The sequence below is a fragment of the Plasticicumulans lactativorans genome, from assembly GCF_004341245.1.
Taxonomy (GTDB): Bacteria; Pseudomonadota; Gammaproteobacteria; order Competibacterales; family Competibacteraceae; genus Plasticicumulans_A; species Plasticicumulans_A lactativorans.
In genome coordinates this window covers 93,443-119,293 of the sequence record NZ_SLWY01000010.1, presented here as the reverse complement: position 1 = coordinate 119,293, position 25,851 = coordinate 93,443, and the positions used below count along the sequence as shown (strand labels likewise).

General features: G+C 73.3%; 25 protein-coding genes. 9 read left to right on the top strand and 16 right to left on the bottom strand.

The window, feature by feature from the left end:
• Positions 1 to 3: 3 nt before the first annotated feature.
• The 10 genes from fliF to EV699_RS10185 form a co-directional block, all read right to left on the bottom strand.
• Positions 4 to 1,917: a flagellar basal-body MS-ring/collar protein FliF gene (gene fliF / locus EV699_RS10230; protein WP_165904091.1), complete on the bottom strand. Its 1,914-nt coding sequence runs from the start codon at positions 1,915 to 1,917 to the stop codon at positions 4 to 6.
• Between the two features lie 28 nt (positions 1,918 to 1,945).
• Positions 1,946 to 2,275, bottom strand: coding sequence for a flagellar hook-basal body complex protein FliE (gene fliE, locus EV699_RS10225; RefSeq protein WP_243662623.1), 330 nt, complete (start codon positions 2,273 to 2,275; stop codon positions 1,946 to 1,948).
• Positions 2,276 to 2,290: 15 nt separating this feature from the next.
• A complete protein-coding gene (locus EV699_RS10220) occupies positions 2,291 to 2,956 on the bottom strand; it encodes an ATP-binding protein (RefSeq protein ID WP_132542289.1) in 666 nt (221 codons plus the stop codon).
• Between the two features lie 197 nt (positions 2,957 to 3,153).
• Positions 3,154 to 4,584, bottom strand: a complete 1,431-nt coding sequence (locus EV699_RS10215) for a sigma-54 dependent transcriptional regulator (RefSeq protein WP_132542287.1) — start codon at positions 4,582 to 4,584, stop codon at positions 3,154 to 3,156.
• 143 nt (positions 4,585 to 4,727) lie between these two features.
• Entirely contained in the window at positions 4,728 to 5,255 is a 528-nt protein-coding gene (locus EV699_RS10210; RefSeq protein WP_165904090.1) for a hypothetical protein, read from the bottom strand.
• A complete protein-coding gene (gene fliT, locus EV699_RS10205; protein ID WP_132542283.1) occupies positions 5,248 to 5,556 on the bottom strand; it encodes a flagellar protein FliT in 309 nt (102 codons plus the stop codon). Before fliT ends, EV699_RS10210 begins: the two co-directional genes overlap by 8 nt.
• On the bottom strand, positions 5,543 to 5,947 hold the full coding sequence (fliS, locus tag EV699_RS10200; RefSeq protein WP_424450028.1) for a flagellar export chaperone FliS: 405 nt from the start codon (positions 5,945 to 5,947) through the stop codon (positions 5,543 to 5,545). The genes fliT and fliS overlap by 14 nt, the downstream gene beginning before the upstream one ends.
• A 117-nt stretch (positions 5,948 to 6,064) precedes the next feature.
• Complete coding sequence (gene fliD, locus EV699_RS10195) at positions 6,065 to 8,023, bottom strand: flagellar filament capping protein FliD (protein WP_132542280.1); 1,959 nt, start codon at positions 8,021 to 8,023, stop codon at positions 6,065 to 6,067.
• A gap of 39 nt (positions 8,024 to 8,062) precedes the next feature.
• Positions 8,063 to 8,539 carry a flagellar protein FlaG gene (locus EV699_RS10190; protein WP_132542278.1) on the bottom strand — a complete coding sequence of 159 codons (477 nt, stop codon included), beginning with the start codon at positions 8,537 to 8,539 and terminating at the stop codon, positions 8,063 to 8,065.
• A 79-nt stretch (positions 8,540 to 8,618) separates the two neighbouring features.
• A complete protein-coding gene (locus tag EV699_RS10185; protein ID WP_132542276.1) occupies positions 8,619 to 10,094 on the bottom strand; it encodes a flagellin in 1,476 nt (491 codons plus the stop codon).
• A 625-nt stretch (positions 10,095 to 10,719) separates the two neighbouring features.
• Here EV699_RS10185 and lhpI point away from each other — a divergent pair.
• The 9 genes from lhpI to EV699_RS10140 all read left to right on the top strand — a co-directional run bounded on the left by lhpI (position 10,720) and on the right by EV699_RS10140 (position 21,360).
• Positions 10,720 to 11,664: a bifunctional Delta(1)-pyrroline-2-carboxylate/Delta(1)-piperideine-2-carboxylate reductase gene (gene lhpI / locus EV699_RS10180; protein ID WP_132542274.1), complete on the top strand. Its 945-nt coding sequence runs from the start codon at positions 10,720 to 10,722 to the stop codon at positions 11,662 to 11,664.
• Between the two features lie 327 nt (positions 11,665 to 11,991).
• The gene (locus EV699_RS10175; protein ID WP_424450029.1) at positions 11,992 to 13,128 is read left to right on the top strand and encodes a branched-chain amino acid ABC transporter substrate-binding protein; all 1,137 of its coding nucleotides are present in this window, start codon (positions 11,992 to 11,994) and stop codon (positions 13,126 to 13,128) included.
• A 118-nt stretch (positions 13,129 to 13,246) separates the two neighbouring features.
• A complete protein-coding gene (locus EV699_RS10170) occupies positions 13,247 to 14,164 on the top strand; it encodes an ABC transporter permease subunit (RefSeq protein WP_132542270.1) in 918 nt (305 codons plus the stop codon).
• A gap of 1 nt (position 14,165) precedes the next feature.
• Positions 14,166 to 15,656: a high-affinity branched-chain amino acid ABC transporter permease LivM gene (gene livM, locus EV699_RS10165; protein WP_243662622.1), complete on the top strand. Its 1,491-nt coding sequence runs from the start codon at positions 14,166 to 14,168 to the stop codon at positions 15,654 to 15,656.
• A gap of 1 nt (position 15,657) precedes the next feature.
• Complete coding sequence (locus tag EV699_RS10160; protein ID WP_132542268.1) at positions 15,658 to 16,485, top strand: ABC transporter ATP-binding protein; 828 nt, start codon at positions 15,658 to 15,660, stop codon at positions 16,483 to 16,485.
• Positions 16,482 to 17,198 (top strand): ABC transporter ATP-binding protein, encoded by a 717-nt coding sequence (locus EV699_RS10155; protein WP_132542266.1) that lies wholly within the window; start codon positions 16,482 to 16,484, stop codon positions 17,196 to 17,198. Before EV699_RS10160 ends, EV699_RS10155 begins: the two co-directional genes overlap by 4 nt.
• 53 nt (positions 17,199 to 17,251) lie before the next feature.
• A complete protein-coding gene (locus EV699_RS10150; protein WP_132542264.1) occupies positions 17,252 to 18,136 on the top strand; it encodes a dihydrodipicolinate synthase family protein in 885 nt (294 codons plus the stop codon).
• A gap of 10 nt (positions 18,137 to 18,146) precedes the next feature.
• Positions 18,147 to 19,151, top strand: coding sequence for a 4-hydroxyproline epimerase (locus EV699_RS10145; RefSeq protein ID WP_132542262.1), 1,005 nt, complete (start codon positions 18,147 to 18,149; stop codon positions 19,149 to 19,151).
• Between the two features lie 70 nt (positions 19,152 to 19,221).
• Positions 19,222 to 21,360 carry an FUSC family membrane protein gene (locus EV699_RS10140; protein ID WP_132542260.1) on the top strand — a complete coding sequence of 713 codons (2,139 nt, stop codon included), beginning with the start codon at positions 19,222 to 19,224 and terminating at the stop codon, positions 21,358 to 21,360.
• A gap of 9 nt (positions 21,361 to 21,369) precedes the next feature.
• Here EV699_RS10140 and EV699_RS10135 read toward each other — a convergent pair whose 3' ends face one another.
• The 6 genes from EV699_RS10135 to nadD all read right to left on the bottom strand — a co-directional run bounded on the left by EV699_RS10135 (position 21,370) and on the right by nadD (position 25,846).
• A complete protein-coding gene (locus EV699_RS10135; protein WP_243662621.1) occupies positions 21,370 to 22,440 on the bottom strand; it encodes an NAD(P)H-dependent flavin oxidoreductase in 1,071 nt (356 codons plus the stop codon).
• Positions 22,441 to 22,512: 72 nt separating this feature from the next.
• Positions 22,513 to 23,463 carry an isoaspartyl peptidase/L-asparaginase family protein gene (locus EV699_RS10130; protein WP_132542258.1) on the bottom strand — a complete coding sequence of 317 codons (951 nt, stop codon included), beginning with the start codon at positions 23,461 to 23,463 and terminating at the stop codon, positions 22,513 to 22,515.
• 48 nt (positions 23,464 to 23,511) lie between these two features.
• Entirely contained in the window at positions 23,512 to 24,285 is a 774-nt protein-coding gene (locus EV699_RS10125) for a TatD family hydrolase (RefSeq protein WP_132542256.1), read from the bottom strand.
• Positions 24,286 to 24,346: 61 nt separating this feature from the next.
• Positions 24,347 to 24,817, bottom strand: a complete 471-nt coding sequence (gene rlmH, locus EV699_RS10120) for a 23S rRNA (pseudouridine(1915)-N(3))-methyltransferase RlmH (RefSeq protein ID WP_132542254.1) — start codon at positions 24,815 to 24,817, stop codon at positions 24,347 to 24,349.
• A 40-nt stretch (positions 24,818 to 24,857) separates the two neighbouring features.
• Positions 24,858 to 25,178 carry a ribosome silencing factor gene (gene rsfS / locus EV699_RS10115; protein WP_132542252.1) on the bottom strand — a complete coding sequence of 107 codons (321 nt, stop codon included), beginning with the start codon at positions 25,176 to 25,178 and terminating at the stop codon, positions 24,858 to 24,860.
• Positions 25,179 to 25,186: 8 nt separating this feature from the next.
• On the bottom strand, positions 25,187 to 25,846 hold the full coding sequence (gene nadD, locus EV699_RS10110; RefSeq protein WP_132542250.1) for a nicotinate-nucleotide adenylyltransferase: 660 nt from the start codon (positions 25,844 to 25,846) through the stop codon (positions 25,187 to 25,189).
• Positions 25,847 to 25,851 lie beyond the last annotated feature (5 nt).

The window sequence follows — 25,851 nt, the reverse complement described above, 5'->3', positions numbered from 1 at the left end:
GCGTCAGGCCTCCTCGGCTTCGGCCGTCTCGCGGGCGTCAACGAGCGCCGCCGGGGCCGGCAGTTCCATCCACGCGCGCAGCACCTGCACCGCGCGCTTCGGGTCTTCCGCCACCAGCAGGCGCGCCTGGCGGATCTGCTCGTCGAGCGCGGCGGCAGCCTCGTTGGCGAGGCGCGGCGCCTGGGTGGCGCGGCTGCTGAGTTCCAGCCGGTCCTCGGCGAGTTCGCCGGCAGCGGCGTCGGCTTCGGCCGCACCGGCCTCGGCCGCCGCGGCGAGCGCCTGCCCGGCCGCACCGGCGAGCGCCGGCGGCGCGGCGGACGGTGCCGGCGGCGGGGCCAGTGCGGGCGGTGGCGGCAGCAGGCGCTTCATCACCGGGCGCACCACCAGGAACAGGAACAGCACCGCGACGATGCCGATCACCGCCCACTTCACCAGTTCGAGGAACCAGTCCTGCCGCCACATCGGCAGCAGGTTGGGGTCGAAGGGGGTGTTTGCGAAGGTCGCGTTCATCACGTTCACCGTGTCGCCCCGCTGGGCGTCGAATCCCACCGCCTCCCTCACCAGCGCGGTGAAGCGGTCGAGTTGTTCCTGCTTGAACGGCAGGCGCGCGGCCTCACCCGCCTCGTTGAGGCCGATCGGGTCGTCCAGCACCACCGCCACCGACACCCGTCGCACCTGGCCGGGGGCGTTGCGCACGTGGCTCACGCGCTTGTCGAGTTCGTAGTTGCGGGTCAGCTCGCGGCGCACCCGGCCCTGACGGCTGGCATCGGCCTCGCGCTGCGCCTCGGTCAGCGGCAACTGCCCCTGGCCACCGCCCTGCGCCTGCGGCCCCCCCTGCGCCTGTGGCCCGCCCGGTGCGCCGGCGGCCGGCGGGTTCGCCGCGCCGGCCTGCTCGGGCGCGGTGGCCACGCCCGGCGGCTGGTTCGACAGCGCTCCGGGGATGCCCTGCGGGTTGGGGCGCCCGTTGTACTCCTCCAGCGACTGCTCGCTGCGCATCATGCCGGGGTCGCGGCGCGGGTCGAACGCCTCGCTGGTCTCCTCGCGCGCCGCGAAGTCGAGGTCGAGCGCCACCTGCGCGCGCACCCGCCCGTTGCCGACGATCGGGCTCAGCAGGTCCTCGATGCGGCGCACGTAGTTGCTTTCGAGCCGCTGCTGGTACTCCATCTGGTCGAGGTTGAGGCCGAGCCCGCCGCTGCCGGCGGGCCGGGTGAGCAGGTTGCCGTTCTGGTCGACCACCGCGACCTGGTCGGCGGTGAGCTTGGGCACGCTCGACGACACCAGGTGCACGATCGCCGCGACCTGGCCGGGGTCGAGCACGCGCCCAGGCTGCAGTTGCAGCAGCACCGAGGCGCTCGGCGGCTGGCGGTTGCGCACGAACACCGACTCCTTCGGCACCGCCAGGTGCACGCGGGCGTTGGCGACCGCGCCGATGCTCATCACCGAGCGCGCGAGCTCGCCTTCGAGCGCCCGCTGGTAGCGCGCGTTCTCCATGAACTGGCTCTGGCCGAGGCCGTTGTGCTGGTCGAGCAGCTCGAAGCCGCTGACCGCGCCGCGCGGCAGCCCCTGCGCGGCGAGCTTGAGCCGCGTCTCGTGCACGCGCTCGGCGGGCACCGCCAGGGCACCGCTGTCGCGGTCGACGCGAAACGGCACGTTGGCCTTCTGCAGCGCTTCCATCACCTGGCCGGCGTCGGCTTCCGACAGCCCGCGGTAGAGCGGCTGGTAGTCGGAAGCACCGGCCCACAGCCACGCGGCGACGATCGCCGCGAGCAGCGCCACGGCGCCGGCGACCGTCCCGTAGAGCAGCGGCCCCGGCGTGCGCAGGCGCCCGGCCCAGGCGCGCCAGTCGGGGCGCGCGCTGGCGTCCGGCGCGGGCGCGGCGGCGTCCGCCGCCGCGGGTGGTGCACTGACTTCGGCCACGCTTGCGACTCCCCTGGGCCGTATGCCGCTACAGCGGCATGTTCATGATGTCCTGGTAGGCGGCGACCAGCTTGTTGCGCACCTGCAGCGTCGCCTGGAACACCACGCGCGACTTCTGCAGGTTCACCATCACGTCCGACAGGTCCACCCCCGGTGCGCCGGCCTCGAAGGACTCGGCGAGCGCATTGGCACGGTTCTGCGTGGCGTTGACGTGCTCGAGCGCGCCCTTGAAGACGGTCGCGAAATCGGCCCCCGGCGCCGCCGGTGCGGCCGCATCGGCGGCGGCCGGTCCCTGCGCCGCCTGCGCCAGCGCGCGCAGCGTCGCCAGCGTGGTGTTCATGCTCAGAGGCTCGCTCATCGGTGCGGCTCCGGCTCAGGCGGCGCGCGGCAGGCGCAGCACCAGGCGCACGCCGTCGGCGTCATGGCGCTCGTCGAGGCTGCCGCCGTGGGCCCGGGCGATGATGCGCGCCGCCGCCGCTCCCAGCGTCGGCACCGTCGCGCCCGGCGGGCCGGCCGGCCGGTCGTCGGTGCCGTGGCGGGCGAGCACGAGTTCGCACGCCCCGTCCTCGGCGCCTGCCAGCAGCAGCAGCACGCGGTAGCCGCGCGCGCAGCGCGGCCAGGCGTCGAGCATCGCCTGCACTGCCGTCAGCAGCGCCTCGGGGTCGGCCAGCACGGTCGCCTCGTCGAGCACGCAACGCAGCTCCAGGCTGCCGCCGTCGGCCGCCACGCGCGCGGCGAGCGCGCCGCCGAGCCCGGCGAACCACGGCACCAGCGCGAGCGGCCGGCGCTCGCCGCGCTCGCCGCGCACGCACACCAGGAGCTGGCGCACCAGCGACTCCAGGTGCTGCAGGCGGCCGAGCAGCGCGTGGTCGAGCGGCGGGCCGGCCTCGGCCGGCACCTCGATGGCGTCGGCCAGCGGCGCCGGCAGCGGGCTGCTGATCTGCTCGCTGACCCGCGCCACCATGTCGTTGAGCACGCGCAGGCGTTCGACGTGGCCGGCGGCGAAGCCCGGCTGCCGCGCCGGCACGGCGGCGGTCACGGGCCGGGTCTCGACAGCGGCGGGAAGCGGAAGGGCTTGCATGGTTCGTCACGCTCGTTGCGGTGGCCGTGAGGTGGCTACCGTGCACGCTCAGCAACAACCGTGCCTCAACAAAAGCGCTTCCCTGTCATGGACTTGCCACGCACCGCCGAATTTTCGCCACCGTCGCGACGGCCATCGGCGCGGCATCGACGGATTTACGTCATGTCCTCCTCGGTGCGCAGCCCGTACTTGCGGATCTTCTCGACCAGCGTGGTGCGGCGCATGCGCAGCAGCGCGGCGGCATGCGCGACCACGCCGTTCGCCTCGGCGAGCGCACCGAGGATCAGCCGGGTCTCGATGTCCGCGAGATGCTGGCGCAGGTCGAGCCCGCCCGGCGGCAGCGCGCCCGGGTCGCTCATCGCCAGCGCGCGCTCGCCGGCGAGCGCCGCCGCGGGGGGCTCGTCGAGGCCCTCGACGCCGGCGCGGAACTTCGGCGGCAGCGCGGCGACGTCGACCAGCCCGCCGCCGCTGAGGATCGCCAGGCGCTCGATCAGGTTCGCCAACTCGCGCACGTTGCCGGGCCAGGGGTAGCGCGCCAGGCAGCGCAGCGCCGCCGCGGTCAGCGCCAGGCGCACGCCGGTCTGGTTCTCCTGGCGGCGCAGCAGGTCGTCGATCAGCAGCGGCAGATCGGCGCTGCGCTCGCGCAGCGGCGGCATCTCGATCGGGAACACCGCCAGGCGGTAGTAGAGGTCCTCGCGGAACTGGCCGCGGTCGATCAGAGTTTCGAGCTGGCGGTGAGTCGCGGCGACGATGCGCACGTCGGCGCTGATCGAACGGTTGCCGCCGACGCGCTCGAAGCTGCGCTCCTGCAGCACCCGCAGCAGCTTGACCTGCATCGGCAGCGGCATGTCGCCGATCTCGTCGAGGAACAGGGTGCCGCCCTCGGCGAGCTCGAAGCGCCCGCGGCGCGCGGTGATGGCGCCGGTGAAGGCGCCCTTCTCGTGGCCGAACAGCTCGCTTTCGAGCAGGTTCTCGGGGATCGCGCCGCAGTTCACCGGCACGAAGGGGCCGCTGCGGCGCGCCGAATGGTGGTGCAGGTTGCGCGCGACCACCTCCTTGCCGGTGCCCGATTCGCCGAGGATCAGCACCGTGGCATCGGTGGGGGCGGCACGCTCGATCAGCGTGCGCACCTCGGCGATGGCGCGGCTCTGCCCGACCAGCGCGCGGAACAGCTCGGGCGGCCGGCGCAGCGGCGGCGCGGCGCGCCCGGCCGTGCCGGCCTGGCGGAACTCGGCGATGCGCCCCATCAGCTCGGCCAGCGTGCTCTGGCGCAGCGGCCGCGAGAGTTCGAACACCCCGGGCCCGGCGAGCGCGGACGGCAACGGCTGCGGGGCGTCGTCCACCACCACCACGGCCAGCGCCGGGTTGCGTGCCCGCAGGCCCTGCACGCGCTGCGTCAGGTGCTCGTCGTCTTCGGCGCGGCGCAGGTAGGCGACCGCGGTGTCGTGCAGGTCGAGCGCACCGTCGTCGACGGCGCCCTCATCGGCCAGGGTGACGCTGGCGTCATCCATGAACTCGAGGATCGCCCGCAGCTCTTGCGCGTGGCGCTGATCGTCGTCGATGACGAGGACGGCAAGGGTACTCATCTCTGACCCCTGGGGGGCGCCACCTCGGGCGCCCGCTGGCATGCTTGCGTATCGCCCGCATCCGGCCGCGGGCATCCGGCCGCTCCTGCGCGCGGAGTGCCAACCCCGCCGCGGCGCGCTGAACGATACCACCGCGCACGCGGTCAACGCGACGCGCGCGCCCGCCGCCCGGCGCCGTGCGCGCGCCGGTGCAGCACGAACACGAGCCGCGTCAGCACCTCGGCGCTGGCGGCGGCGAGGCCGGCGAGCGGCAAGCGTCCGCCGCCGGCCTCGGTGGGCTCGGCGATGCCGTACAGGCGCAGGGCGCGGGGGTAGCGCGGGTCCGGGTACAACTCGACGCACACCGGCCCCGCGCCCGCCGGCGCCGCCCACTCCAGGCGATCGGCGGCGAGCACCAGCGCCACCGCCGGCGGCAGCGGTGCGGCCGCGGCGAGCATCCCGGCGAGCAGGTCGAGCACCGCGTCGAGCTTCGCCTCGACGCGCGCGACCGGGTCGTCGGGCACGGCGCCGTCGTCGCCGGCATCGCCGACGGCGAGCGCGAGCAGCGCACGCAACACCGTGCGGTTGGCGGCATCGGTCGCGCCCAGCGTCGCGGCATCGGGCAGCGCCGCCAGCGCCTGGATGCGCAGCGGCCAGTGCGCGGCGACGGCGAGGCCGGTGCCGTCAGCCACCGTAGGCGGCCCTGGCCCTGCCGCCGGCGACGAGCCGCGCCGCCGCCGCCGCCGCCTCGCTGCGCGCCGTGGCGGCGAGCGCCAGCACCTCGGCATCGGCCGCGAGCAGGCTCTCGATCAGCGCGCGTGCTGCCGCCGGGGCGACCGCCACCGGTGCCGGCAGCAGCCCGGCGAGCAGCGGCGCGCGCGCGGCCTCGAGCGCGGCGACCGCCTCCCAGTCGGCGGCACGGGCCGCGGCGCACAGCGCCGCGGCGGCATCGCGCAGGCGCTGTGCGCCGCCCTCCCACTCAGCGGGCGTCATGCCCGGGCGCGATGGCGTCCCAGCCGTCCTTGATCTGGCGCATCAGGCCGGCGACCTCGTCGAGCCGCGCGCGGTCGTTGTCGCGGCTCGCCTCGACCAGCCGGCGCTCGCAGTAGGCGTAGAGTTCCTCGAGGTTCGCCGCGAGTTCGCCGCCGCGCTCGAAGTCGAGCGCCTCGCGCAGGCCGCCGAGGATGGCGATGGCCTTGCCGATCGCCTCGCCCCGGGCCGCGGGCTCGCCGCGCTCGATGTGGCCGTGCGCCGCCGCGAGGCATTCGAGCAGGCCCTCGAACAGCAACTGGATGAGCCGGTGCGGGCTCGCGTCGGCGGTACCGCCGGCGGCGCGCACCTCCTGGTACTGACGCAGGCCACTGGCTTGCATGGACATGTTCATGATGTGCCTCGCTGCTGCAGGCGCCGGACCGGCGCCGCCGGATTGACGGGAAAAACACCACGAGCGGCATCAGGCAAGATGCCTGCCGACGGCGACGAGTGTTTTCAAGACAGGGACTTAGTCTTTCTTGCCGAGATTCGCGAGCTGCTGCGTCAAAAAGTTGCCGGTCGCCTGCATGCGCGACATCAGCTCGTCCAGCGCGTTGAACTGGCGACGGTAATTCGCCTCCAGGCCGGCCAGGCGGGTCTCCAGCCGGGCACGGTCGTCGTCGACGTCCTTCACGCGCGCATCCAGGCCCTTGCTGCGGGCCTCCAGCGTGCCGCCCGCGCCGAGCACCGCATCGAGGTAGTCGTCGAGGCGCGCCATGATCCCGTCGGACACCGTCACGTCGCCGCGCGTGCCGGTGCTGCCGCCGCGCACGTCGAGGGCGATGCCCGTCGCGCCGCCCGCGTTCGCCGTCAGGCGCTGCCCGCGGCCGCTCGCCGTCGTCCCGCCGATGGCACCGGCGACGTCGACGCCGGCGGCGCCGGTGGCGGTCGCGAGGCCGAGCGTCGCCGCGCTGGTGGTGCCGACCGCGGTGATCGCGATGTTCGACGCGCTGCCGTAGCGCTGCGAGGTGAAGGTCAGCGCGCCGCCGGCGTAGCTCACGCTGACCGCGGCACCCGCCGCCAGCAGCGCGCTGCTGGCGTTGATGCGGCTCTGGATCTCGGCGGCGAGGGCGTCGCCGCTGGCGTAGGTCTTGTGCGTGAGCTGCACGCTGCCGCTGAGGACGCCGTCGACGCGCAGCGCCAGCGTGTCGTTGCCGGCATCGACGGTCAGCGAACCGAGGGCGCCGGCCGTGAGGCTCGAGCGGCTGGCGAGCGTGTCCACGCGCACGCCGTAGCGGCCCGGCACGGTGGCGCTGCCGCTCTGCACGAAGTCGATCAGCGCATCGCGCGAGCGGCCGTTGCGCGCGAACAGCCCGGCCACGCCCTCGGCATCGGCATCGAGCGCCTTGCCGAACCTGGCGGTGTCGAGCGCGAGCGTGCCGTCGGCCTTGGTGCTGATGCCGATGTCGCTCAGCGTGGTGAAGGCCGAGTCGGCGCCGGTGAGGCGGGTGCCCAGCAGGCGGCGCAGCTCCGACTGCACGCCGCGCACCGTGGCATCGCCGAGCAGGGCGCCGGCGCTGCCGCTGTCGGCGTCGTAGGCGGTGAGCTGCTTGGTGAGCGCGACGAACTTGTTGTAGCCGTCGACGAAGCCCTTGACCGCGGCGCTGGCGCCGGCGCTGTCGCGGCTGATGGTCAGCGTGGTCGGGTTGCCGGGGTCGGCCTTCTTCAGGTCGAGCGTGACGCCGGGCACCACGCCGGTGACGGCGTTGGTGGCGCTGCGGATGTCGAGCCCGTCGACCACCAGCCGGGCGTCGGCCGCGGCGATCGTCTGCGTCAGGTCCTTGCTGGCGGCGCTGTAGGTGAGGCCGGCGATGCCGGTCACCTCGATGGCGTTGGAGGCGCCGCTCGCGTCGCTGCCGAGCACCAGCCGGTAGCCGCCGCTGTCGCCGACCAGCTTCGCGGTGACGCCGATGTCGGCGGCGTTGATCGCATCGCGGATGCCCGCCAGCGAGTTGTCGGCGGCGGCGATGGTGACGGTCCTGGCGGCGCGCTCGGGGTTGGGGGTGAAGGTGGTGCCGCCGGCATCGTAGCTGCCGAAGCGGAAGGTGAGCGTGCCGGTGCCGACGGCATCGGTGACCGCGGCGTAGCGCGCGGTCGACAGGCGCTGCGCCTGCGCCAGCGACTGCACGTCGATCGAATAGCTGCCGGTCGCGGCCGCGCTGCTGGTGGTGGCGCTGAACAGCGAGCCGTCGCCGACGCTCGCCTTGAGCGCGGTGAAGCGCCCGGGATCGTCGAGGGCACCGGCCGCGGTGCGGAAATCGGCCAGCGCGCTCTTGAACGAACCGAGGGCGGACACCTGCGCCTGCAGCGCCGCCTCGCGCTTGTCGAGCCGGTTGGCGGTCGGGGTGCGCTCGGCGGCGATGAGCTGGGTCACCAGCCCGTTGACGTCGAGGCCGGAACCGATTCCGGCCGAAGTGATTGTCGGCATCTCCCTCCTCCCTGCCGACGCGGCGCGCCAGCGCCCGCGTCAGGCCTGGACGCGGATCAGCAGTCCCTCGATCACTGCACGTTCGCCCGACGCCCCGTAGCCGCCGCGCTCGGTGCCGGTCGCGGCGGTGTCGGTCTCGCGCTGCGCCTCGGCCAGGTCGGCGAAGAACTTGGCCAGCTTCAGCATCGCCTCCGGCGGGATCTGCCGGATCACCTCCTTGGTTTCGGCGTCGGTCACCTTGACCACCATCGCTCCGTATTCGTCATCGATCGCGAACTGCAGGTTGGTGCCCTGCAGTTCGCTGGCACGGCGGTTGGCCGTGCTCACCGCGGCCTGCAACTGTTCGCGCGACGGTGGCCGCGCCGGCACGGCGACGGGCGCAGGGTCGCCGGTACGCGACGCCGGCGCCTCCGCCACCGCCGCCCCGCGGGCCGGGGCGTGGCGTTCGACGGCCGAGTAAGCACCCACTGCCGGCGCCGTCGCGGCCCCCGGCGAAACGTTGATGCTGTTACTCATGACGGCCTCTCCTCATCAAGCGGGAAAGCCCGGGACGGCGGCTGCCGTCCCGGGTTGACTGGCCTCACCGTGCCTCAGTCTAGCGGAGTAGCGTGAGCACGTTCTGCTGCGACTGGTTGGCCTGCGCCAGCATCGCGGTGCCCGCCTGCAGCAGGATCTGGTTGCGGCTGAGCGCGGCGGTCTCGGAGGCGAAGTCGGTGTCCTGGATGCGCGAGCGGGAGGCCGCGATGTTCTCGCTCACGTTCTGCAGGTTGGCGATGGTCGACTGGAAGCGGTTCTGGATCGCACCGAGGTCGGCGCGCAGGTCGTCGATGTAGGCGAGCGCGCTGTCGACCACGCTCAGCGCATCGTTGGCACCGGCCTGCGAATTGATCGAGATGTCCGCCACCGCGCTGAGCGTGCCCGCCTGCGCCGCGCTGGAGGCATAGAGGAAGGTGCTCGAACTGCTCACCGAGAAGTTCTTCGACGACTGGAAGATGAGGTTGCCGCCGACCACGCTGCCGTTGCCGGCCGCGACGGTCACCGCCGAGCCCGAGGTGGTGGTGCCGTCCTCCTGCACGCCGGTGAGCCCGACGCTCTGCGAACCGGTACGCGCCTCGACCTTGATGTCGTAGCCGTCGGCATTGCTCAGCGTGATCGTGGTCTTGTCCGCCGACAGCGTGGCGAACACGCCGGTGGTGCCGGCCTGGTCGTTGATCGACGTGGCCAGCGACGAGAGGTCGTTGACATCGACGATCTGCGCGGTGACCGTGCCGGTGGCCTGCCCGGTCAGGTCGAGCGAAACCGTGCCGCTCGCGGCGACGGTGAGTTGCGCGAAGCTGATCGCGGTGGCGGTGACGCCGGACGACGCCTCCTCGGCGGTCACCGCGGTGGCGATGTCGCGCGCCGAGGCGCCGCTGCTGAAGGTGACGTCCTTGCTGCCGTTGAAGCCGGCCACGGTGATCGTGCCGCCGGCGGTGACGTTGTTCGCCACCGAACCGGTGGCGGCGGCGGTCGAGGCGGCGTTGATGAAGCCCGCGCCGTCGCCGTTGGTGACCCGGTAGGCACCGATCGCCGTCGCGCGCGCGTCGCCGATGTTGACCTGGATGGTCTGGTTGGCGTTGGCGCCGACCTGGAACTGCTGCGCCGTGAAGGTGCCGTCGAGCACCTTCTTGCCGTTGAACGAGGTGGTGTTGGCGATGCGGTTCAGTTCCTGCTGGAGCTGCGCGACTTCCTTCTGCAGCGAGACCCGGTCGGCGGCGGCGTTGGTGTCGTTCGCCGACTGCACGGCGAGTTCACGGATGCGCTGCAGGATGTTGGTGGATTCCTGCAGCGCGCCTTCGGCCGTCTGCGCGAGCGAGATGCCGTCGTTGGCGTTGCGCGACGCCTGGTTGAGGCCGCGGATCTGCGCGGTCATGCGGTCGGAGATGGCCAGGCCCGCGGCGTCGTCCTTCGCGCTGTTGATGCGCAGGCCCGACGACAGGCGCTGCAGCGAGGTGTTGAGGGCGTTCTGCGTGCCGTTCAGGTTGCGCTGCGCGTTCAGCGACGGGACGTTGGTATTGATCACGAGGGCCATGACAGCGCTCCTTCCAGCTAGCGTCAGGGTTCATCCGCCGGGCCCGGCCCGGCGGGGCTGTTGTCGTGCGCGAATGCGTGAATGCGTGCGCACCGCGTCTGTCAGGGCATATCGGCCGGGCCGCGGCGGACTTTAGCCCGGCAGCGCGAAATTTCCGCGGCGGCCCGGGCCGCCGGGGCCCCCGCCGACGCCGGGCCACCACTGCGTGGCATGCGGCGAGGGCCGGTACGCGGTGGTGGCGATCCTCGCCGGGAGGATCGACGCGCGCCCCGCCACCCAGCCCCGGCTGATCTACGCTCACCGGAGCGTGATCCTCGTGCTCGCAGCAGCCTCGAAGCCCAAGGTCGGGGCCAGCCAGCGGACCCGGATCGATGCCGTGGCCTTCGTCACGATGACCGGGGAGACACTCCCGGCCCGCGGGCAGACCCCGATCGTCGCCCGCGGAGCGGGCCACGCCCGGCCGCGGCGGCGGCCGGCTGTAAAATTTTCCGAAACCGACGGGGCCGCCCGCGCGGCGCCCCGGCAGGGGGAACCCGATGCCATCGTCCGTCCGCGTGCGCCCGTGCGCCACCCCGCCCGCCCGGCCTGCCAGCGCGCGTGCACCCGACGGGTGCGGGAGCCGCCCATGCGCGTGATCGGTGCCGACGCGGTCCGTACCGCACTCGCCTGGCCGCGGCTGATCGCCGCGCTGCGTGCGGCCTTTGCCGCCGGCTGCGAAACGCCGGTGCGCCACCACCACACCGTCGCCGTGCCCGGCGCGCCCGACGCCACGCTGCTGCTGATGCCGGCGTGGACTCCCGGGGCCTATCTCGGTGTAAAGATCGTCAACGTCTTTCCCGGCAACGCCGCCCGCGGCGCCCCCGCGGTCGCCGGCCAGTACCTGCTGATGAGCGCGCGCGACGGCGCGATGCTCGCGCTCGTCGACGGCGACGAACTCACCGCCCGGCGCACCGCGGCGGCCTCGGCACTCGCCGCCGACTACCTCGCGCGGCGCGACGCCGGGCACCTGCTGCTGGTGTCCACCGGCCGCCTGAGCGACTACCTCGCCGCCGCGCACGCCAGCGTGCGCCGCCTGCGGCGCATCAGCGTGTGGGGCCGGCACCCCGGGCGCGCGACGGCGGTCGCCGCCCGCCTCGCTGCCGCGGGGCTGCCGGCGCAGGCCGTCACCGACCTCGCCGCGAGCGCCGCGCAGGCCGACGTCATCAGCTGCGCCACCCTCGCCACCACGCCGCTGATCCGCGGCGACTGGCTGCGGCCGGGCACGCACCTGGACCTCGTCGGCGGCTTCACGCCGGCGATGCGCGAGGCCGACGACACCGCCGTGCGCCGCGCCGAGGTCTACGTCGACACCCGCGCCGGCGCGATGGCCGAGGCGGGCGACATCGTGCAGCCGCTCGCCAGCGGCGCGCTCGGCGCCGCCGACATCCGCGCCGAACTCGCCGAACTCGCACGCGGCGCGCATCCCGGGCGGCGCGACGACAGCGCGATCACGCTGTTCAAGTCGGTCGGCACGGCGCTCGAGGACCTCGCCGGCGCGGTGCTCGCCTATGAGCACGGCATGGCCGCCTGAAGCCCCACCGCCGTTCCGCTGCACCGCCCGGCTCCGCGACATGGCACGAATCGTGGTTCTTCGATCGATGGCCCGAATGCCCGGCACACCACGGCCAGCCGACGGTGTAGAGTCGCCGCCCGGCGCACGCTACGGTAGTGCGCAGTACGCGCGCCGGCCGTGCGGGCGGCCGAGGTCGCGGCGCGGCGCGGCGGCGACGGCCGGCATGCGTATGACGACAGCGGGCGGATCGGCACCGGGTCCGCTCCGGCATCGACCACGGGAATCGGACCGGCCGTCCACCGTTCTCGCCACGCCACAATCGCCACAACCACGAGGTCACGCATGATGAGAAAGTCTTTGCAGCGCATGTTCGCCGTCTCGGCGCTCGCCGGTGCCGTCGCCCTCTCCGCTGGCACCGCGCTCGCCGCGGACGTCATCAAGATCGGCGTCGCCGGCCCGCACACCGGTGCCAACGCGGCGTTCGGCGAACAGCTGTGGGTGGGCGCGGTGCAGGCGGCGGCCGACATCAACGCGGCCGGCGGCGTCAACGGCAAGAAGATCGAGGTGATCAAGGCCGACGACGCCTGCGAGCCCAAGCAGGCGGTCGCGGTGGCCAACCGGCTGGTCGACCAGGACAAGGTCGACGCCATCGTCGGCCACTTCTGCTCGTCGAGCACGATCCCGGCCACCGAGATCTACGCCGAGGCCGACAAGCTCGCGATCACGCCGGCGTCGACCAATCCCAAGGTCACCGAGCGCGGGCTGCCGACGGTGTTCCGCACCTGCGGCCGCGACGACCAGCAGGGCGTGGTCGCCGCCGACTTCATCCTGAAGACGCTGAAGGCGAAGAAGGTCGCGGTCATCCACGACAAGGACACCTACGGCCAGGGCCTCGCCGATGCGATGAAGGCCGCCGCCGGCAAGCAGGGCGTCAAGGAAGTGCTCTACGAGGGCCTGACCCGCGGCGAGAAGGACTTCAACGCGCTCGCCACCAAGATCAAGGCCTCGGGCGCCGACGCCGTGTACTTCGGCGGCCTGCACTCCGAAGCCGGCCCGCTGGTGCGCCAGCTGCGCGAGCAGGGCATGAACGCGCCGTTCATCTCGGGCGACGGCATCGTCGACGAGGCCTTCGTCACCGCCGCCGGCGGCCCGCAGTACGCCAAGGGCGTGTACATGACCTTCGGCGCCGACCCGCGCAAGCTGCCGTCGAGCAAGGCGGTGGTCGACGAACTGCAGAAGAAGGGCCTGAAGTCCGAGGGCTATGTGCTGTACTCGTACGCGGCGACGCAGGCGATCGCCGAGGCGATCAAGGCGACCAAGAGCACCAAGGGCTCCGAGCTCGCCAAGTGGCTGAAGAGCCACACCGTGAAGACGGTGATGGGCGACAAGGCCTGGGACGCCAAGGGCGACCTCAAGGTCTCCGACTACGTGATGTACCAGTGGGACGACAAGGGCAAGTACGCCGAACTGCCGACGAAGTGAACGAGCGCCGATAACGGCACGCGAGCCCCCGCAGCCCGATCGGTACGGGGGCTTTTTTTTTGCCTGGCATGCGCCGCGGATCCGGTGCACGGGCCTTTGCATTCATCGGGAGATTTCGATGGATTGGCACATTCTCGGCCAGCAGATCATCAACGGCCTCACCCTCGGCTCGATCTACGGGCTCATCGCCATCGGCTACACGATGGTGTACGGCATCATCGGCATGATCAATTTCGCCCACGGCGACGTCTACATGGTGAGCGCCTATCTGATGGCGATCACCCTCGCGGTCATCCACTTCTTCGGCATCGACTCGGTGTTCTTCGCACTGCTGCTCACGCTCGCCGTGACCATGGCGCTCACCGGCCTCTACGGCTGGTCGATCGAGCGCGTGGCCTACCGCCCGCTGCGCGGCTCGACCCGCCTCGCGCCGCTGATCTCGGCGATCGGCATCTCGCTGCTGCTGCAGAACTACGTGCAGATCAGCCAGGGCGCGCGCGTGCAGGGCATCCCGACGCTGATCGAAGGCACCATCCGCTTCGGCAGCGGCGAGGACTTCGTGCAGATCAAGTACGTGCAGGTGCTGATCCTGGTCGCGAGCCTGGCCTGCATGGCCGGCCTGAGCTGGCTGATCGGCGGCACCAACCTCGGGCGCCAGTGCCGCGCCGTGCAGCAGGACCGCAAGATGGCGGCGATCCTCGGCGTCAACACCGACCGCATCATCTCGCTGGTGTTCGTGATCGGCGCGGTGATGGCGGCGGTCGCCGGCGTGCTGGTCACGCTCAACTACGGTTCGTTCGACTTCTACGTCGGCTTCGTCACCGGCATCAAGGCCTTCACCGCCGCGGTGCTCGGCGGCATCGGCTCGCTGCCCGGGGCGATGCTCGGCGGGCTGATCCTCGGCCTGCTCGAATCGCTGTTCTCCGGCTTCGTCAACACCGACTACAAGGACGTGTTCTCGTTCGCGGTGCTGGTGGGCGTGCTGATCTTCAAGCCGAGCGGCCTGCTCGGGCGGCCCGAAGTGGAGAAAGTCTGAAATGCGCGCCAAGGTGCATGAACCCATCGATTTCGGCCATGCCCTGCGCGATGCGCTGGTCACCGGCGTGCTGACGCTGCTGGTGCTGGGGCCGGTGACCAACCTCGTGCTCGACGGCTACGCGATCACCGCCGAGCTGCTGCGCGGCCCGCTGATCGTCAACGGCATCGGCCTCGCGCTGGTCGTCGCGCTGGGGCGCTTCGTCGTCGCCGTCGGCGTGCAGACCCCCGCCGGCCGCGACCTGCTCACGCGCTTCGGCCAGAAGGGCGCGCACGGCGTCACCGTCGAGACCGCCGCCGACAACGACTGGCACCGCGTGCTGCGGCCGCTGGTGATCGGCGGCGCGCTGTCGCTGCTGCTGCTGGTGCTGAGCCGGTTCGGCCTGATGGACGTGCAGCGCGCCGCCGCGCTGGTGCTGATCGTGCTGTTCGTGGTGCTCGGCCAGGGGCTCGGCTCGCTGCGCCGGCGCGGCCAGTCGAGCCCGTGGCGCATCCTGGTGCCGCTGCTGTTCGTCGCCGGGCTGGTGCTGCCGCTGCTGTTCAACGCCTGGGGGCTGTTCCCGAAGACCTGGATCGGCAACCTGATCCTGGCGCTGATCTACGTGCTGCTCGGGCTCGGGCTCAACATCGTCGTCGGCCTCGCCGGCCTGCTCGACCTCGGCTTCGTCGCCTTCTACGCGGTCGGCGCCTACTTCCTCGCGCTGGGCGCGCAGTACTTCGGCATCGGCTTCTGGACCGCGCTGCTGTGCGCGCCGATCCTCGCCGCCTGCTGCGGCGCGGTGCTCGGCTTCCCGGTGCTGCGCATGCACGGCGACTACCTCGCCATCGTCACGCTCGGCTTCGGCGAGATCATCCGGCTGATCCTGAACAACTGGCTGGAGGTCACCGGCGGCCCCAACGGCGCACCGGCGCCCGGCCCGAGCCTCTTCGGCCTGGAGTTCGGCCGCGTCGCCCGCGGCGAGGGCAACACGCCCTTCCACGAGTTCTTCGGGCTCGAATACAGCGCCGACTACAAGTTCCTGTTCATCTACCTGGTGCTGTTCGTGGTGGTGGCGGCAATGATCCGCTTCATCACGCGGCTGCGCGCGATGCCGATGGGGCGCGCCTGGGAGGCGCTGCGCGAGGACGAGATCGCCTGCCGCTCGCTCGGCATCAACCACGTCGTGGTCAAGCTCACGGCGTTCATGATGGGCGCGATGACCGGCGGCATCGCCGGGGTGTTCTTCGCCACCTACCAGGGCTTCGTCAACCCGACCTCGTTCAACTTCTTCGAGTCGGTGCTGATCCTCGCCATCGTCGTGCTCGGCGGCATGGGCTCGACCCTCGGCGTGATCATCGCCGCGCTGGTGCTGACGCTGCTGCCCGAGGTGCTGCGCGACTTCGCCGACTACCGCGTGCTGCTGTTCGGCGCGCTGATGGTGCTGATGATGATCTGGCGACCGCGCGGCCTGATCCGCCCCAAGCGCCCGGCGTTCGCGCCGAAGGGGGCCTGAGATGAGCAGCTCCCGCCCCGCCCTGCTCACGGTCGAGGGGCTGACGATGCGCTTCGGCGGCATCGTCGCCAACAACGACGTCAACTTCACCGTCGACCAGGGCTCGATCACCGCGCTGATCGGCCCCAACGGCGCCGGCAAGACCACCGTGTTCAACTGCGTCACCGGCTTCTACAAGGCCACCGAGGGCCGCATCCGCCTGCAGACCGAGGCCGGCGAGGTCGAGGTCGGCGAGCTGCTGACCCGCCCGGTGCTCGGCGGCTCCTACCTGGTGGCCCGCGCCGGGATCGCCCGCACCTTCCAGAACATCCGCCTGTTCAAGGAGATGACCGCGGTCGAGAACCTCCTGGTGGCGCAACACCAGCGGCTCAACCGCAACCTGCTCGCCGGCACCTTCGACAGCGCCGGCTTCCGCGCCGCCGAGGACGAGGGCATCGAGCGCGCCTTCCACTGGCTGCGGGTGATGAACCTGCTCGACGACGCCAACAAGCTCGCCGGCTCGCTGCCCTACGGCCGCCAGCGGCGCCTGGAGATCGCCCGCGCGATGTGCACCGGGCCGCGCCTGGTGTGCCTCGACGAGCCCGCCGCCGGCCTCAACCCGTCGGAGACCGAGGAGCTGTCGGAGCTGATCCGCCGCCTGCGCGGCGAGCACGGCGTGACCGTGCTGCTGATCGAGCACGACATGGGGCTGGTGATGGGCATCTCCGAGCACATCGTGGTGCTCGACCACGGCGAGGTGATCGCCGACGGCGGCCCGGCGCACATCCGCAGCTCGCCCGCGGTGATCGCCGCCTACCTCGGCACCGAGACCACGGAGGTGACGCCATGACCGCCCCGCTGCTCGAGGTGCGCGGCGTCGACACCTACTACGGCCCGGTGCAGGCGCTGCGCCAGGTATCGCTGCACGTCGACCGCGGCGAGATCGTCACGCTGATCGGTGCCAACGGCGCCGGCAAGACCACGCTGCTGATGACCGTGTTCGGCTCGCCGCGCGCCACCGTGGGCGAGGTCTACTACCGCGGCGAGGACATCACCCGCGTGCCCACGCACCAGATCGCCACGCGCGGCATCGCCCAGGTGCCCGAGGGCCGGCACATCTTCCCGGCGATGACGGTGGAGGAGAACATCGTCATGGGCACCATCCCGATCGGCCAGGCGCACCTCGACGCCGACCGCCAGGCGATGTTCGAGCTGTTCCCGCGCCTGAAGGAGCGGCGCAACCAGCGCGCCGGCACGCTCTCCGGCGGCGAGCAGCAGATGCTCGCGATCGCCCGCGCGCTGATGGGGCGCCCCGAGCTGATCCTGCTCGACGAGCCGAGCCTCGGCCTCGCGCCGCTGATCGTGAAGCGCATCTTCGAGGTGCTGAAGGAGGTCGCGCAGAGCGGCAAGACCATCTTCCTGGTCGAGCAGAACGCCAACCACGCGCTCAGGCTCGCCGATCGCGGCTACGTGATGGTCAACGGCGAGATCCGCCTGGAAGGCAGCGGCGCCGAACTGCTCAGCAACCCCGAGGTGCGCGAGGCCTACCTGGGCGGCCACTGAGACCCGCGCCCTCCCCCGGCGCGCCCACCGCACCCACCCACTGGAGCGAAGCGATGAAACTCGAAGGTGTCTACCCGGCGCTCGTCACGCCGTTCAACGCCAGCGGCGATCTCGACCTCGACGCGCTCGGCCGGGTGCTGGATTTCGTCATCGCCGCCGGTGCCGCCGGCATCGTCGTGCTCGGCAGCACCGGCGAGTTCTACGCCTGCAGCGACGCCGAGCGCCGGCAGGTGCTCGCCCACGCGCGCGAGGCCGTCGCCGGGCGCGTGCCGCTGATCGCCGGCACCAACGCCGCCGGCACCCGCGAGGTGATCGCCCACACGCGCGGCGCGCACGAGCTCGGCTACGACGCCGTGCTGCTCGCCCCGCCGTTCTACGCGCTGCCGTCGCAGCGCGAGCTGGCGCGCCACTTCCAGACCGTGCTCGAGGCGGTCGACATCCCCGTGGTGCTGTACAACTTCCCGGCGCGCAGCGGCGTCACGATCGGCTACGAGGTGCTCGACGCCCTGGTCGAGGACCCGAACCTGATCGGCATCAAGGAGAGCAGCGGCGACATCGGCCGGCTGCACGGCCTGCTCGAACGCTACGGCCGGCTCGGCGACGCCTTCACGGTGATCTGCGGCTGCGACGACCAGATCCTCGAGTACTGCGCCTGGGGCGTGCGCGCGTGGATCGGCGGCGCGGCGTCGTTCGCGCCGCGCGAGCACGTCGCGGTGCTGGACGCGGCGCTGGCCGGCGACCTCGCCGCCGCGCGCACCCAGCTGCAGCGCCTGCTGCCGCTGCTGGCGAGCATGGAGGGCGGCGGCTACACGCAGAAGGCCAAGCTCGGCTGCGCGCTCGCCGGCGTCCCGGCCGGCGACACCCGCCCGCCGCTGTACCCGCTCGCCGCCGACGAGCGCGACGCCTTCGCCGCGCTCTACGCGCGCTGGCTCGGCTGAGGCGCGCGCGATGGACGCCGTGCCGACCTTCCGCTGCATCGACGGCCACACCTGCGGCAACCCGGTGCGCCTGGTGCTGAGCGGCCATCCGCCGCTCGCCGGCAGCACCCAGGGCGAGCGGCGCCTGCACTTCATCGCCGAGTACGACTGGATCCGCACCGGCCTGATGTACGAGCCGCGCGGCCACAACCAGATGTCGGGCGCCTTCCTCTACCCCAGCACGCGCGCCGACTGCGACGTCGCCGTGCTGTTCATCGAGACCAGCGGCTGCCTGCCGATGTGCGGCCACGGCACCATCGGCGTGGTGACGATGGCGATCGAGCGCGGGCTGGTGACGCCGCGCACGCCCGGGGAGCTGCGCCTCGACACCGCCGCCGGCGTGGTGGTGGCGCGCTACACGCTGGACGGCCCGCACGTCGGCGCGGTGCGCATCACCAACGTGCCGTCCTTCCTCTACGCCCGCGACCTCGAGGTGGACGTGCCGCGCCTCGGCCGCCTCAGCGTCGACGTCGCCTACGGCGGCAACTTCTACCCGATCGTCGAGCCGCAGCCGGGCTACCGCGACCTCGCCGACTTCAGCGCCGCCGAGCTGGTGGCGCTGGGGCGCGCGCTGCGCGAGGACCTCAACGCCCGCTACAGCTTCGTCCACCCCGAGGACCCGAGCATCCGCGGCGTGCGCCACTGCCAGTGGACCGGCGCGCCGACGCGCCCCGGCGCGCACGCGCGCAACGCCGTGCTCTACGGCGAGGGCGCGCTCGACCGCTCGCCCTGCGGCACCGGCACCTCGGCGCGCCTGGCGCAACTGCACGCCCGCGGCCGGCTCGCGCCCGGCGAGCCCTTCGTCCACGAGAGCCTGATCGGCAGCCTGTTCACCGGCCGCATCGAGGCCACCACCCGCGTCGGCGACTTCGACGCGATCATCCCGAGCATCGAGGGCTGGGCGCGCATCACCGGCACCAGCGAGATCACGCTCGACCCGCGCGACCCCTACGCGCACGGCTTCCAGGTGGTGTGAGTGCGCCGCCGTGCCCACCCGGGCACGGCGCGGCGTGGCATCATCGCCGCCCCCAGCCGCCGTCACCGCCATGACCCGCACGCAGCAGATCGCCCGCTTCCTCCACGGCCATTACTTTCACGCCGGCCTGCGCTGCGGCCTCGGCGTGTTCGGCCCGGCGCTCGCGCTCGCTGCGCTGTGGGGCGACGCCCACGCGGCGATGGCGGTGGCGATCGGTGCCTTCTGCGCGAGCGTGCTCGACCAGCCGGGGCCGCTGCGCCACAAGCGCAACGAGATGCTCGCGAGCACCGCCTGCGGGGCGTTCGCGCTGGTCGTCACCAGCCTGGCGGCACCGTGGCCCTGGCTGCTCGGCGCCGTCGTGGTGGCGCTCGGCTTCGCCGCCTCGATGCTGGTCGCCTGGGGGCGGCGCGCGGCGATGATCGGCTTCGCCGCGCTGCTGATGATGGCGATCTCGGTGGACGGGCACGTGCCGCCGGCGGACGTGCCGCATGCGGTGCTGCTGTTCCTCGCCGGCGGCGTCGGCTACACGCTGTTCACGCTGGCGCTGTGCGGTTACCGCGCGCACCGCGGCGGCCAGCAGGCGCTGGCTGCGGCGCTGATCGAACTGGCCCGCTACGTGCGCATCAAGGCGCGCTTCTACGACCCGGAGACGCTGCTCGAGAACGCCTACCGCGCGCTGCTGCGCCAGCAGGGCGTGGTCGCCGAGACCCAGCAGGTGGCGCGCGACGTGGTGCTGCGCGCCGGCCGCCAGCCGCACGAGCGCGAACGCCGGCTGCTCGCGCTGCACGGCGCGATGATCGACCTCTACGAATACGTGGTGTCGGCGCAGACCGACTACGAACTGCTGCGCCGCCACTTCGGCGGCGCCGACGTGATGCTGTTCCTGCGCGACCTGGTGCAGGAACTCGCCGACGAGCTCGACGCGATCGCCTACGCGGTGGTGCGCGACCGCCCGTCGCGCCCGCAGGCGCGCCAGCGCGCCGAGCTGCCTGCCATCGAGCTCGCGCTGGAGCGGCTGGAGCAGGACCCGGCGGCCGACGTCGAGGCGCGCATGGCGCTGCGCGCCACCTTCAACAAGGTGCGGGCGGCGATCGGGATCGTCGCCCGCCTGCACGCGGCGACCGATCCGCGCACCCCGGCCGCCGCCGGCGACGACGCCCCCCGCCTCGACTTCGCCCCGTTCCTGTCGCAGCAGGGCTACACGCTCGCGGCGCTGCGCCGTCACGGGCGCTGGCAGTCGCCGGTGCTGCGCCACGCCGTGCGCAGCGCGCTCGCGCTCGGCACCGGCTTCGTGCTCGCCGAGCTGCTGCCGGCGCTCAGCCACCGCTACTGGGTGCTGCTGACGATCGTCATCATCCTCAAGCCGAGCTTCGGCCTCACCCGCCAGCGCAACCTCGACCGCCTGATCGGCACCGCCGCCGGCTGCCTCGCCGCGGTCGCCGTGCTGCACTTCGTGCACAGCCCGGCGCTGCAGGTGGCGATCATGTTCGTCTGCCTGGTGCTCGGCGTAAGCCTGCTGACGGTGGCCTACCGCTACAGCGCGATGTGCACCTGCATGCTCGTGCTGCTGCAGTTCAACGTGCTGATGCCGGGCAGCGTGGCGGTGGTGGGCGAGCGCATCGTCGACACCGCCGTCGGCTCGGCGCTGGCGCTCGTCTTCAGCTACCTGCTGCCGCACTGGGAGCACCGCACGCTGCCGCAGCTGGCGGCGGCGGTGCTCGCCGCGAACCGCGGCTACCTCGACGCCGCGCTCGCGCTCTACCTGCGCCCGCAGGACGGCGACGCCGCCTACCGCCTGGCGCGCCGCGGCGTGCACGTGGCGGTGGCGAACCTGGGCGGGGCGTTCGAGCGCATGCTGCACGAGCCGCGCCCCCAGCAGCACGGCGTCACCTGGCTGTACAACTTCGTGCTGCAGAACTACCTGCTCGCCTCGCAGATCGCCGGGCTCGCGGTGTTCGCGGCGACCCGCGCGGGCACGGTTGACGCGGCGACACGCGAGCACCTGCTGGTGCCCGCCCTCGGCGCCGCCCGCGCCGCGCTCGAACGCGCCGAACGCCGCCTCGGCCAGGCCGCCGATGCCGCGGCCCCGTCACCGCCGCTGCAGGCGCCGCCGAGCGCGCCGCACGCGCTGGTGCGACGCCTGCGCCTGATCGGCGAGGCCGCCGCCGGCATCGAGCGCGGCGTCGGCGCGTTCGCCGCGCACGGCTGAGCCGGCGCCTCAGCCGCCGAGGATCTCGGCGACCTGCGCCATCCAGTCCTCGACCAGCTCGGCGGCCGGGCGCGTCTCGCACAGCGGCGCGCCCTGCCCCGCCCACAGCGCCATGTAGTCGCTGCAGCCCTGGGCGGCGGCGGCGTGGCGCAGCGGCTGGGTCAGCAGGTGCAGCGCCGGGAAGCCGGGTAGATCGGCGGCGTCGGGGCCGAGCGCCGCCAGCAGCGGGTTGCGCAGCGCCCGCGCGCTGCGCCCGGTCAGCACCCGCGTCAGCTCAGTGCCGACCTCGGTGGCGTCGAGCAGCGCCTGCTTCCACAGCGGGTGCGCACCACTTTCCGGGCAGGCGAGGAAGGCCGTGCCGAGCTGCGCGCCGGCGGCGCCGAGGGCGAGCGCGGCGGCGATGCCGCGGCCGTCCATGATGCCACCGGCGGCGATCACCGGCGTGCGCAGGTGCGAGGCGAGCAGCGGCACCAGCGCCATCGTGCCCACCTGCACGCGCTCGGGGTCGCCGACGAAGCCGCCGCGGTACGCGCCGGCCTCGGCGCCCTGGGCGACGATGAAGTCGACCCCGCACTCCTCCAGCACCAGGGCTTCGAGCAGGTGCGTGGCGGTGCCGATGGTGACGATGCCGGCGTCCTGCAGCTCGGTCAGCTGCTCGCCGCTCGGCACGCCGAAGGCGAAGCTGAACACCTCGACGCCCTCCTCGACCAGCACCTCGAGCTGCTCGTCGAAGCGCGGCAGCGACGGCAGCGGCGCGCCCTCGTCGGCCGGCAGCCCGAGCCGGGCACGGTGCGGTGCGAGCAGCTCGCGCGCCCACTCGACCTGCTCGGGCTCGTCGCGCACCGCGGTGGGGACGAACAGGTTGACGGCGAACGGCTGGTCGGTCAGCGCACGCACCTGCGCGATCGCCTCGCGGATCGCGGCGGGGTGCAGGTAGGCGCCGGCGAGCGAACCGAGCCCGCCGGCGTTGGCGACGGCGGCCACCAGCGCGGGGGTGCTCGGGCCGCCCGCCATCGGCGCCTGGATCAGGGGATGGCGGATGCGCAGGCGTTCGGTCAGCGGGTTGGGCATGCGGTTCATGGCGCAGGTCGTCCTCGCGTGCGGATCGGCGCGGAGCCTAACACAGCCCCCGCCGCCGCCCCGCCCGCAGCCTCAGCGCAGCGCGGGCGCCTCGCCGTGGATCGCGGTGAGGCAGCGGCCGTCGTCGCGCACGCAGCCGCGGTACATGCCCTCGGAGTTGAACGGCATCGCGATGTGGCCGTGGCGATCGACCGCGACCAGCCCGCCCTCGCCGCCGAGCGCGCGCAGCTCGTCCATCACCACGACCTCGGCGGCGCGCGCCAGCGGCTCGCCGAGCAGGCTGATGCGTGCGTGCACGCTGTGCGCGACCACGCGACGGATGAAGAACTCGCCGTGGCCGGTCGCCGACACCGCGCAGCTGGCGTCGTCGGCGAAGGTGCCGGCGCCGATCAGCGGCGTGTCGCCGACGCGCCCGACGTGCTTGGCGGTCATGCCGCCGGTGGAGGTGGCGGCGGCGAGGTGGCCGTGCACGTCGCGCGCGACCGCGCCGACGGTGCCGTGGCGGCGCTCGGCGGGGGCGTCCGCGGCGCTGCCGCCATCGTGCAGCCGGGCGCGTTCCTCCTGCAGCGCCTGCCAGCGGCGTTCGGTGTGGAAGTACGCCTCCGGCTCGGCCGCGAAGCCCTGCTCCAGCGCGAACGCACGCGCGCCCTCGCCGGCGAGCAGCACGTGCGGGCTCGCCTCCATCACCCGCCGCGCCACCCGCACGGGGTTGCGGATGTCGCACAGCGCCGCCACCGCGCCGGCCGCGCGGTCGCGGCCGTCCATCACCGCGGCGTCCATCTCGTGGCGGCCGGCGAGGTTGAACACCGCGCCGCGGCCGGCGTTGAACAGCGGGTCGTCCTCCAGCGCGCACACCGCCGCGGTGACGGCGTCGAGCGCGCTGCCGCCGCCGCACAGCACCGCGTGGCCGGCACGCAGCGCGTCCTCGAGGCCGCGGCGGTAGGCCGCGGCGGCCTCGGGGGTGAGACTGGCCGCCGGCACCGTGCCGGCACCGCCGTGGATCGCGAGCGCGAAGGTCTGCATGGAAGCTCTCCGGAGGGACACGGGTGTCGGCGCCCGCGGCCCATGGTGTCAGGCCGCGGGCGCCGGCAGGCCGAACAGTTCGAGGGCGTTGCGCGTGGTCGCCGCGGCGATCGCGGCGGGCGCCTCCTCGCGCAGCGCGGCGAGCGTCGCCAGCACCTCGGGCAGGTAGGCCGGCTCGTTGCGCGTTCCCTGGTGCGCCGGGCCGGGCTGGTCGGGGGCGTCGGTCTCGAGCATCAGGCAGGCGAGCGGCAGCTCCCGCGCCAGGCGGTGCAGGCGGTTGGCGCGCGGGTAGCCGAGCGGCCCGCCGAGGCTCACCAGGAAGCCGCGTTCGCGCAGGCGCAGGGCCTGCTCGCGCGAGCCGGCGAAGCTGTGCACCACGCCGCGCAGCGCGCCGATGCGGCCGATGCACTTCAGCACCTGATCGACCGCGCGCCGCGCGTGCACGATCACCGGCAGCCCGAAGTCGCGGGCGAGCTTGAGCTGGGCGACGAAGTAGCGCTCCTGCGCCAGCGGGTCGAGCCCGGCGACGAACAGGTCGAGCCCGCACTCGCCGACCGCCACCGGGCGCTCGGCCTCGATCCAGCGCCGCAGCGTGTCGAGGTGCTCGGGGCGGTGTTCATCGAGGTAGCACGGGTGCAGGCCGTAGGCGGCGTGCAGGCCGGGGTAGCGGGCGGCGACCGCCTTGAGGCCCGGCCACAGCGCGGCGCTCACCGCCGGCAGCACCTGCGCGCGCACCCCGGCCGCCAGCGCCCGCGCGTAGGCGGCGTCGCGGTCGGCGTCGAACTCGGGGGCGTCGAAGTGGCAGTGGGTGTCGATCAGCATGCCACCAGTCTGGCCCCACCGGCGCGCGCCGGCCAGTGCGGCACGGCGTCCGCGCCCGGCTTCAGGCGCGGTGGTAGGGGTGGCCCACCGACAGGCTCCAGGCGCGGTACAGCGCCTCGGCGACGATCACGCGCACCAGCGGGTGCGGGAAGGTCAGGCGCGACAGCGACCAGGTCTCCTCGGCGCGGGCCGCCACCGCGGGGTCGAGCCCTTCCGGCCCGCCGATCGCCAGCGCGACGTCGCGGCCGTCGTGCTGCCAGGCACCGAGGCGGGCGGCGAGCTCCTCGGTGCTGTCCTGGCGCCCGCGCAGGTCGAGCGCCACCAGGCGCGCGCCGCGCGGCAGCGCGGCGAGCAGGCGCTCGCCCTCGTCGCGCAGGATGCGGGCGACGTCGGCATGGCGGGTGCGCCTGCCGGCCGCGATCTCGACCAGTTCGAGGCCGCACTCGCGCGGCAGGCGCGCGGCGTACTCGGCGTAGCCGGCCGCGACCCAGGCGGGCATCTTCTGGCCGACGGCGAGCAGCAGGATCCTCATCGGCGCGCCGGCGGGCGCGCACGGCGCAGCGGCGCGCCGCTCACGCCGCCCAGAGCTTCTCGAGGTTGTAGAAGTCGCGCGTCTGCGGGCTCATCACGTGGACGACGACGTCGCCGAGGTCGATCAGCACCCACTGCCCTTCGCGCTCGCCCTCGACGCCGAGCGGGCGCTCGCCGGCTTCGCGGCATTTGTCCTGCACCTTGCCGGCGAGGGACCTGACGTGGCGGTCGGAGGTGCCGCTGGCGATCACCATGAGGTCGGTGAAACTCGCCTTGCCGCGGACGTCGAGCACCTGGATGTTCACGCCCTTCAGTTCTTCGAGGGCATCGACGACGACGTTCTTCAGTTCTTCGGTCTGCATGGGGGTCTTCAGTGAGGGGCGTGCGGACGTGCGCTGCCGTAGAGGCCTGCGCGCACGATGTAATCGAGTACGGAATCGGGCAGCCAGTAGCGCGCCGAGCGTCCTGCCGCGAGCGCGGCGCGGATCTGCGTGGCGGCGATCTCGAGCCGGGTCGCGGGCTGGAACCAGAGGCCGCCGGCGGGACGCTCGGTGAGCAGCGCCGGGCTCGCCGCATGCGCGGCGATGAACGCGGCGAGCGCGGGATCGTCGGGCAGCTCGGCGCCGGGGCGGCCGAGCACGGCGAGGTGGGCGTAGTCGGTGAGCTCGCGCCAGCGCTCCCAGCGTGGCAGGCCGGCGAGCGCATCGAGCCCGAGCAGCCACACCAGCGGCACCTCGGGACCGACCTCGGCGCGCACCTCGGCGAGGGTGTCGACGGTGTACGACGGCCCGGTGCGGCGCAGCTCGCGACCGTCGACCACCAGGCCCGGCTCGCCGCGCACGGCGCATTCGAGCATCGCCAGGCGTTGCGCCGCGCTCGCTCCCGGCGCTGCGCGCAGCGCCGGCACGTGGCACGGCAGCAGCCGCAGTTCGGCGAGGCCGAGCGCCTCGCGCACCTCCACGGCGAGACGCAGGTGGGCGTGGTGAACCGGGTCGAAGGTGCCGCCGAACAGGCCGATGGGAGGGCGCATGCGGT

Bases quoted from the DNA above. Each gene is read 5' to 3' on its own strand.
- EV699_RS10170 (WP_132542270.1), top strand. From the start codon at position 13,247: ATGGATTGGCACATTCTCGGCCAGCAGATCATCAACGGCCTCACCCTC.
- fliS (WP_424450028.1), bottom strand. From the start codon at position 5,947: ATGAACATGTCCATGCAAGCCAGTGGCCTGCGTCAGTACCAGGAGGTG.
- EV699_RS10150 (WP_132542264.1), top strand. From the start codon at position 17,252: ATGAAACTCGAAGGTGTCTACCCGGCGCTCGTCACGCCGTTCAACGCC.
- EV699_RS10145 (WP_132542262.1), top strand. From the start codon at position 18,147: ATGGACGCCGTGCCGACCTTCCGCTGCATCGACGGCCACACCTGCGGC.
- EV699_RS10190 (WP_132542278.1), bottom strand. From the start codon at position 8,539: ATGAGTAACAGCATCAACGTTTCGCCGGGGGCCGCGACGGCGCCGGCA.
- EV699_RS10140 (WP_132542260.1), top strand. From the start codon at position 19,222: ATGACCCGCACGCAGCAGATCGCCCGCTTCCTCCACGGCCATTACTTT.
- lhpI (WP_132542274.1), top strand. From the start codon at position 10,720: ATGCGCGTGATCGGTGCCGACGCGGTCCGTACCGCACTCGCCTGGCCG.
- EV699_RS10130 (WP_132542258.1), bottom strand. From the start codon at position 23,463: ATGCAGACCTTCGCGCTCGCGATCCACGGCGGTGCCGGCACGGTGCCG.
- livM (WP_243662622.1), top strand. From the start codon at position 14,166: ATGCGCGCCAAGGTGCATGAACCCATCGATTTCGGCCATGCCCTGCGC.
- EV699_RS10125 (WP_132542256.1), bottom strand. From the start codon at position 24,285: ATGCTGATCGACACCCACTGCCACTTCGACGCCCCCGAGTTCGACGCC.
- fliE (WP_243662623.1), bottom strand. From the start codon at position 2,275: ATGAGCGAGCCTCTGAGCATGAACACCACGCTGGCGACGCTGCGCGCG.
- EV699_RS10135 (WP_243662621.1), bottom strand. From the start codon at position 22,440: ATGAACCGCATGCCCAACCCGCTGACCGAACGCCTGCGCATCCGCCAT.
- nadD (WP_132542250.1), bottom strand. From the start codon at position 25,846: ATGCGCCCTCCCATCGGCCTGTTCGGCGGCACCTTCGACCCGGTTCAC.
- EV699_RS10215 (WP_132542287.1), bottom strand. From the start codon at position 4,584: ATGAGTACCCTTGCCGTCCTCGTCATCGACGACGATCAGCGCCACGCG.
- EV699_RS10155 (WP_132542266.1), top strand. From the start codon at position 16,482: ATGACCGCCCCGCTGCTCGAGGTGCGCGGCGTCGACACCTACTACGGC.
- EV699_RS10175 (WP_424450029.1), top strand. From the start codon at position 11,992: ATGAGAAAGTCTTTGCAGCGCATGTTCGCCGTCTCGGCGCTCGCCGGT.
- fliT (WP_132542283.1), bottom strand. From the start codon at position 5,556: ATGACGCCCGCTGAGTGGGAGGGCGGCGCACAGCGCCTGCGCGATGCC.
- rlmH (WP_132542254.1), bottom strand. From the start codon at position 24,817: ATGAGGATCCTGCTGCTCGCCGTCGGCCAGAAGATGCCCGCCTGGGTC.
- rsfS (WP_132542252.1), bottom strand. From the start codon at position 25,178: ATGCAGACCGAAGAACTGAAGAACGTCGTCGTCGATGCCCTCGAAGAA.
- EV699_RS10160 (WP_132542268.1), top strand. From the start codon at position 15,658: ATGAGCAGCTCCCGCCCCGCCCTGCTCACGGTCGAGGGGCTGACGATG.
- EV699_RS10185 (WP_132542276.1), bottom strand. From the start codon at position 10,094: ATGGCCCTCGTGATCAATACCAACGTCCCGTCGCTGAACGCGCAGCGC.
- fliD (WP_132542280.1), bottom strand. From the start codon at position 8,023: ATGCCGACAATCACTTCGGCCGGAATCGGTTCCGGCCTCGACGTCAAC.